The organism is Okeania sp. (assembly GCF_983059655.1).
Genome location: NZ_CEZPJD010000415.1, coordinates 1 through 6837, shown reverse-complemented (window position 1 = coordinate 6837; position 6837 = coordinate 1). Strand labels below are relative to the sequence as shown.

Annotated in this window: 7 protein-coding genes; 3 read left to right on the top strand and 4 right to left on the bottom strand. The window is 35.1% G+C overall.

What is annotated here, in order from left to right; genetic code table 11:
* Positions 1 to 19: 19 nt before the first annotated feature.
* Positions 20 to 349: a zinc ribbon domain-containing protein gene (locus AC3DU7_RS20705; RefSeq protein ID WP_488041191.1), complete on the top strand. Its 330-nt coding sequence runs from the start codon at positions 20 to 22 to the stop codon at positions 347 to 349.
* A 427-nt stretch (positions 350 to 776) separates the two neighbouring features.
* On the opposite strand, the gene AC3DU7_RS20700 is transcribed toward AC3DU7_RS20705, so the two are convergent.
* Positions 777 to 1169, bottom strand: a complete 393-nt coding sequence (locus AC3DU7_RS20700) for a SpoIIAA family protein (RefSeq protein ID WP_293166288.1) — start codon at positions 1167 to 1169, stop codon at positions 777 to 779.
* Between the two features lie 509 nt (positions 1170 to 1678).
* Complete coding sequence (locus AC3DU7_RS20695; RefSeq protein ID WP_488041190.1) at positions 1679 to 3403, bottom strand: ABC transporter ATP-binding protein; 1725 nt, start codon at positions 3401 to 3403, stop codon at positions 1679 to 1681.
* Positions 3404 to 3804: 401 nt separating this feature from the next.
* Here AC3DU7_RS20695 and AC3DU7_RS20690 point away from each other — a divergent pair, with 401 nt between their 5' ends.
* Positions 3805 to 4215 (top strand): hypothetical protein, encoded by a 411-nt coding sequence (locus tag AC3DU7_RS20690; protein WP_488041189.1) that lies wholly within the window; start codon positions 3805 to 3807, stop codon positions 4213 to 4215.
* Positions 4216 to 4499: 284 nt separating this feature from the next.
* Positions 4500 to 4985 carry a peptidoglycan-binding domain-containing protein gene (locus AC3DU7_RS20685; RefSeq protein WP_488041188.1) on the top strand — a complete coding sequence of 162 codons (486 nt, stop codon included), beginning with the start codon at positions 4500 to 4502 and terminating at the stop codon, positions 4983 to 4985.
* Positions 4986 to 5593: 608 nt separating this feature from the next.
* Here AC3DU7_RS20685 and AC3DU7_RS20680 read toward each other — a convergent pair.
* Entirely contained in the window at positions 5594 to 5755 is a 162-nt protein-coding gene (locus AC3DU7_RS20680; protein ID WP_488041187.1) for a hypothetical protein, read from the bottom strand.
* Positions 5756 to 6169: 414 nt separating this feature from the next.
* Complete coding sequence (locus tag AC3DU7_RS20675; protein WP_488041186.1) at positions 6170 to 6700, bottom strand: universal stress protein; 531 nt, start codon at positions 6698 to 6700, stop codon at positions 6170 to 6172.
* Between the last annotated feature and the right edge of the window lie 137 nt (positions 6701 to 6837).

Below are 6837 nucleotides of genomic sequence, written 5' to 3'. Positions count from 1 at the left end.
GCAGGGTTTTGAAGTAGAGGTGCGGGCGGTAATACGCCACATCGACTATAACAAAGCAGAAAAATACGGTAGAGAATTTAGAGTCATTAATCGTTGGCAACCAACCAGTCAAATTTGTTCATGTTGTGGTTTTCGTGGAGGCAAATTAGATTTGTCAATTCGTGAGTGGCAGTGTTTAAACTGTGAAACCACACATGATAGAGACCACAACGCAGCAATAAATATATTAGTCGCGGGCGGGCAGTCCGAGACATTAAACGGGCGCGGAGGCAAGCATAAGACTACTGTCAAAGTAGCAGCAGCCTGTGTTAGCGACAGCTATGCGAAGCAAAACGTCAACCCACTTTGAACCTATGCAGTTATCTTTATTTGATTTGGATGACTATTAGGTGGATAGGAATCTCCTCGCCTTTAGGGAGGAGAGGATGTCAAAATCACTCTATTCCTAACTTGTAACCATTCAGTTATTAGCACTCAGCTTTTAGATTTTTCATAAATAATGAATATACACTCTCCCTCATCAACGTCAGTTTTTTCCAATACTTTTAATTATACTTAAATCTATCAATACTAATTCCTGCTCAAAAAGTAATAAATTAATAGCTGATAGCTGATAGCTGAATGCTTACCCTAACTTTGACAAAATTTGGCATAAGAAATTTAGCATAATTTTTCATCAGTTTACTGAAAAATTCAGACAGGTAAATTTATCCCCTATCTTAACAATCTTTGTTTCCCAAAATTGACGTTTTTCATGTCACGGAGCAAAACAGAATCTACGCAATTTTAGTTCGTGGAGTGTCAATTATTATCCATTCTAAACCCTGCTCTTTTTCTGACCAAGAAAAACATTTTACTTCTATATGGGTCATATTGCTAAAAATTTTATTACTAGCAGTAGTCAACTTATTTACCCAAGCTGCATCACATACAACTGCTTTTTTATCAAAATATTTCATATGTCCCAGACCAAATTTTAAGTCTTCCCATAAAGCTTCCATAGATATTCCTTGAAAACTTTTAACTTCAACATAAACTCGTAATTTAGGTTGAGATTTTAATCTTTCCTCAACTAAATTTTTCACTTTTTCAATGTCACTTATTTCAATTTTACCATCAATACTAAGACCAATGATGTTCTGATTTGCTAGAGGTATAATTTCCATCATCGTATTTTTCTCCTTCTGAGATACTTCTAATTTTAATTTTGTTATTTTTTAGTAGAGTTTCCCCAGATTTTTTATCACTTTATAGAGTGATTATGATTTCTCCATTTCTTCAATTTTTCCCTCTTAATTGAAGGGCATAAACCCGTATATTTTCCCAAAATAAATTGATCTACTCAGATTACTTCGTCTATTGCTAATTATTAAGTTTTATTAGCTTTAACTTTAAACTTGAAAGTAACAGGCATCGACCTAATACTTACTCTTACCCTATAACCTAAAATTTAACGTAAGTAGATTAAAGCTGCCACTAAAGAAGTTTATTTGTTTACATTTATTAAAACAAGGTGGTTGTTTTTTATCCTTTTGCTGAAAAAGAAAATTCAGTATTTCCAACCTCCCTATTCCATGAGATACTGATAATTGAAATGACCCACGGGAATTCACACTCTCAATACTGAAAGAGGTAATTCTAAATTCTAAATTCTAAATTCTAAATTCTTGAAAAGATATTAACTAAACTGTTGCTGATAAAAACGAGCGTAAAGTGTACCCTTTTCTAACAATTCTGTGTGAGTTCCTGATTCTAATATTTCACCATTGTCCATAACCAAAATCCGATTAGCACGACGTACAGTAGCTAGTCTATGAGCAATAATAAATACAGTTCTTCCTTGCATCAATCTTTCTAAAGCTTCTTGTACTAAAAACTCAGATTCAGAGTCAAGAGAAGAAGTAGCTTCATCTAATATTAATATTTTCGGGTCTTCTAGTATTGCACGAGCGATCGCTATTCTTTGTCTTTGTCCTCCAGATAAATTCAAACCCCTTTCTCCTACCCAAGTTTGATAACCTTTTGGCAGCTTAGTAATAAACTGATGAGCATTAGCAACTTTAGCTGCTTTTTTTACTGCATCAATATTATAATCTAACTGACCAAAAGCAATATTTTGAGAGATAGTTCCTGAAAATAAAATTACTTCTTGAGGTACAATTCCAATTTGTCTTCTGAGACTTGTAAGAGTAACATCTTTGATATTTATATCGTCAATTAATATTTCCCCTGACTGAACATCATAAAATCTAGGTAACAAATTTGCCAGTGTAGTTTTACCTGCTCCAGAAGCTCCTACCAAAGCAATTATTTCTCCTGAATTTACCAACAAATTTAGATTTGTTAAAACCTTTTTTTCTGACTGATAAGAAAAACATACATTTTTATATTCTACCTTTCCAACTACCGGAGGAAGAGCAATAGCATCTGATTTTTCTGTAACTTGAGGTTGGATATTTAATAGTTCAAAAATCCGGTCACAAGATGCTTCTCCTTGTTTAAACTCACTATAATTACTTGTTGTTAAAGAAATCGGATCGATTAACAAAGCCACACCTGTTAAATAACTAATAAAACCTTCTCCAGACAAGTTTCCTTCAGATATTTGCCATGCCCCCAAAAAAAACAAAAAAGCCACACTCATTGCTTCCAAAAAACCAACTACTACAAACTGGAGTGCTTTAATCTTTTCTGCCATGTATTTTGCTTGTCGATTTTGTTCAGCCTCTACAGAAAATATGGCAATTTGATATTCCTCAGCAGCAAATGCTTGTACTATTCTAATACCATTAAATACCTCTATTATTAAAGCTGATAAATTAGAAATCCGGTCTTGACTTTTGTGAGAAAAAGAAAGTAATAGCTCTCCAAACCAACCTATTAACAATGCCATTAACGGTGCAACTAACAAAGTAGCAACAGTCAATGGCCAGTTGAGATAAGTCATGTAACCCAGCACAACTATTAACTGTAAAATACAAGGAACAAATTGGTGAAAAAATTTATTTACAACTTCTCCAGTACGGTCAATATCTTCTGTAAGTCGATAAGAAAGATCTCCTGTTTTTGATTTTTCAAAGTAACTAATATTGAGTTTTTGTAAATGAGAATAAACTTCCTTCCGCAAATCTAGAGCAATAGTAAAAGCTGCTTTTGCCATTAGGGTATCTTGACCATACTGCACAGTTCCTTTAACGAGGAAAATAATAGCTGCAAGACCTGCTAGTTGAGCGATCGCTCCTACATCTCCCCGACCAATATGACCTGCCATTTCACCCAATAGCCATGCTAAAATCGGCCAGAAAATTGTAAAGGCCAACGTACAACCTAATGCTTTGACGATGGTAGGCCAATGGTCATAAATATAGGGTAAGAGCTTCCAATAATTGGATCTAGGTTTCAAGAAATCAAACTTAATATTGTTTTTCAAAATATGAGATTTCTATTTTTATTTATAAACAAACTTGCTTTTAATTTTTTAGCCATGATAGAACCATTTTAAGTCTAGTCTTAGGTTAAATTTTGTTCGGCAAAAAAGTCCACCTATAGTATTGATTCAAGGGCAAGCAAATTTTTTTGACAATTTAACTGAAGTAGTGTAATTTTTGTGATATTGTAGATATGCTAAATTAAAGCTTATTGGAAAAGTTTTGGCACATTTCGTGCATCTAGCAAACTCCAAAAATAACTTTTATGTCCTATGTACTGCCCAGCTTCAGAGGCCGATCGGGATATAACTGTTATATTTAGGTAAAGCTCCTGTTTATACGGGATTTCATTTAATTTAACTAAACAGAGGAATTCATGGAAATATTAGCATTTTCCCATTTAGCTTTCAACGAAGAAGACTCTGCAAATAAAGAGTTTACTGCTTGTGTAGATTTCAAAAAGCTATCTAGCGTTGGAGCAATGGGTTTATTATCTGCTGCGACTCTAGCTGTAGGCATGAACGTAACTGCTGATTCTGCTTCTGCTTATTATGGTGGTGGAAGCTATGGAAGCTATGGTGGCTATGGTGGCTATGGTAGTTCTGGTCGTTATGGTAGCTATGGTCGTACCTCTGGCCATTATTATAAAAAAGTTGTTAGTCGCTCCTATAGCCGTTCCTATGGTAACTATGGTGGCTACAGTCGCTATGGTCGTCGTGGTGGTTATGGTCGCTATGGTAGTAGTTACGGTGGTGGCTACGGTGGCTACGGTGGTGACTGCTACTAAAGTTTTTAATAGACTCAAGGTCTTCAATGTATTTGAAAATTGTAGACCTTTAAAATTTCTTGAATATTCTGCATAAACAATTTACCTAACATGGTAACTTAGTAATGCAACAAAGGAAATCATAAGATTTCCTTAGTTGTTAATTGCCTAAATTCAGGCTCTAGTAAAATTAAATTTACTTTTATTGAGTGTCGCACTGCAAAAGAAACCCAAAATTCTATAAGATTAAGTGGGTAAGACACTTAGTAAAAAAAAGTTGTAAAACATTACTCATCAGAGGAGTTATGGAAACACTAGCATATTCCCATCTAGCTACCGCCGAAGAAAGTTCTATAGTTGAGCCTACCTTTAAAGGAGTTAACTGGAAAAAGTTCTCTACATTAGGTATGATGGGTCTTCTATCAGCAGCTACTATTCTAGGTGCTATTAGCGCGACTGCTAATTCTGCTGCTGCATGTCACCATAGGAATCCTTGTGGTTATGGTCGTGGCTATTATGGCAAAGATTATTATCGTCCCAAGTATCGTCATGCTTCTTATAAGGGACATCGCCGTCGTCGTGGATATTATTTGAGCTATGGTAGTCGCGGACATCAAGTATCTAAGTTGCAGCACCAATTAGGAATGATGGGCTATTTTCATCATCATCGTGCAACAGGCTACTTTGGCCCTAAGACTAAGCGTGCAGTTAAAGAATTCCAACGCGATCATGGCTTAAGGCCAGATGGAATTGTTGGACGTCGCACTAGAGAAGCTTTAGGTTTCTTCTAAGAATAAAAGTTAGCTTCAATACTGATGTTGATTGGGTTAATCAAGCAACAATAAAGTATGAAAGCTTTTAACCTCGCAGATTTTCAAGATTAGTAGTTAATTCCAGGAGCAATACTCCAAACTAATTGCTCCTGTTCATTTAAGTGTAGGTATTGCTAAAATTAAAATACCAGCTATCATTTACTAGAAATATTTAGTTGTTTGACCTGTAATACCAACCAAAATAATCTTAAAGGAAAGTAAGGAGCCTAATATAAAGTTCTGAAAATGATTAAGGTTTTTGATAATTAGGCTCAACAGGTTGACTTTGATATTTAATCCAAAAATCGATAGGTGATCAAGGTTATTTAACCGTTCTAAAAACCATAGTTAATTAAGGCTTGCTGACTAAATATCAAAGCATTGACTAAATATTGGTTGTAGAATTTTTTGGTCTCAAAAAGTTTCAGCTTTTCAGTGGAAAGAGCTGCACAAAGCTAGTATTTTGAGATTATTATGGCAGAAAATTTAAGGGACAGTTTTCCGACTACCTCTTCCATAATTACCATTTATCCTGTCTCCTGTCTCCTCCTCCTACTAAAAGACTTTTTCAGCAAACCCTGATTATGTCAATTTATATCAATGGTTTTTTGCCAAGGTGGAGAAGCTGTGTACTTACCATAAAAGAGACTAAATTTCCAAAAAGATTTCAGCCAATATAGAATAGTTTGCTTGAGATTTTGGAATAATGCTTGGTATTGATTGACATGAAATGTAGGAGTTCTTAACATATTTCCTACTCCCCTATTTGATCGAGATAACTCTATATAATTATTCTAATCTCCTAACGAATCATTTAGGTTAGTCCTCTTAATTAAAGTTAATAAATAATATCAAAATTTAAATAAACCAGATTTTTCTAATTGAAGGTAAAATCTAGTTTTTAATTTACCGAAAAATTGGACTTAATATTGGCGTAGTCTTGCGGAACACAAACCAAGAATCCTGCTTTCAGAAGAATCTCCATGTCTGATATCATATCGGGCTATAAAGTTATCAAACTTGCGCCTCTTCTCTAAAATGTAGATATTTGAAGAAGTATCCCTGCTTCGTCCCACCATTCATATTTTTAAGGACTCTCCCCTACTCCCTCTACTCATACAATAACTAATCAGCCGGACTGTATATGACCACTAGAGAGTATATCAATTTCGTAGAACTAAAACAGGACAATGAGAATACCTGACAATTCGTTCAGCAACCGATCCCAGTAAAAATCGACCAAGACCACTATTTCCTTGGGAAGGAATGACGATCAACTCTGCTTTTTTTTCCTGAGCATAATCCAAAATTTCTGAGCTAGGAGTTCCGATCGCCACACTAAAATTAATACCTTCATATTTAGCACCTTGAATTTGTTCGTGAAATACTTTTTCGATATGCTGTTTACGACTCTGGTCATCGACAGTATGCCACCTGACTCCTGGTTCAGTAGGATTGAGGCGAGGCAGTACGTGAAGAATCCATAAATAAGAAGGATCTCGAACAAATTCTAGAGCTACATCAATCGCTTCAACAGATTCATCGGAAAAATCTATGGGCACAAGTACAGAATTTTTGGAAAATATATTCATTATATTTATGATGGGTAAACTGAAGAATTTTATATAGCAGGCAACAGGCAACAGGCAACAGGCAACAGTGGGAAAAACATTGCCTAGTCTAAAATTCATCATTAGACATCTCCTCCAAAAGAGGGAACAGGGAACAGGGAAGAATAATTGATAATTTCTGGATAAGAATTGATTTTATTTTTGATTTTTACCGAAAAATCGTGGGTATGCGCCTCCCCTTTTAAGGGGATAAAAAGCGG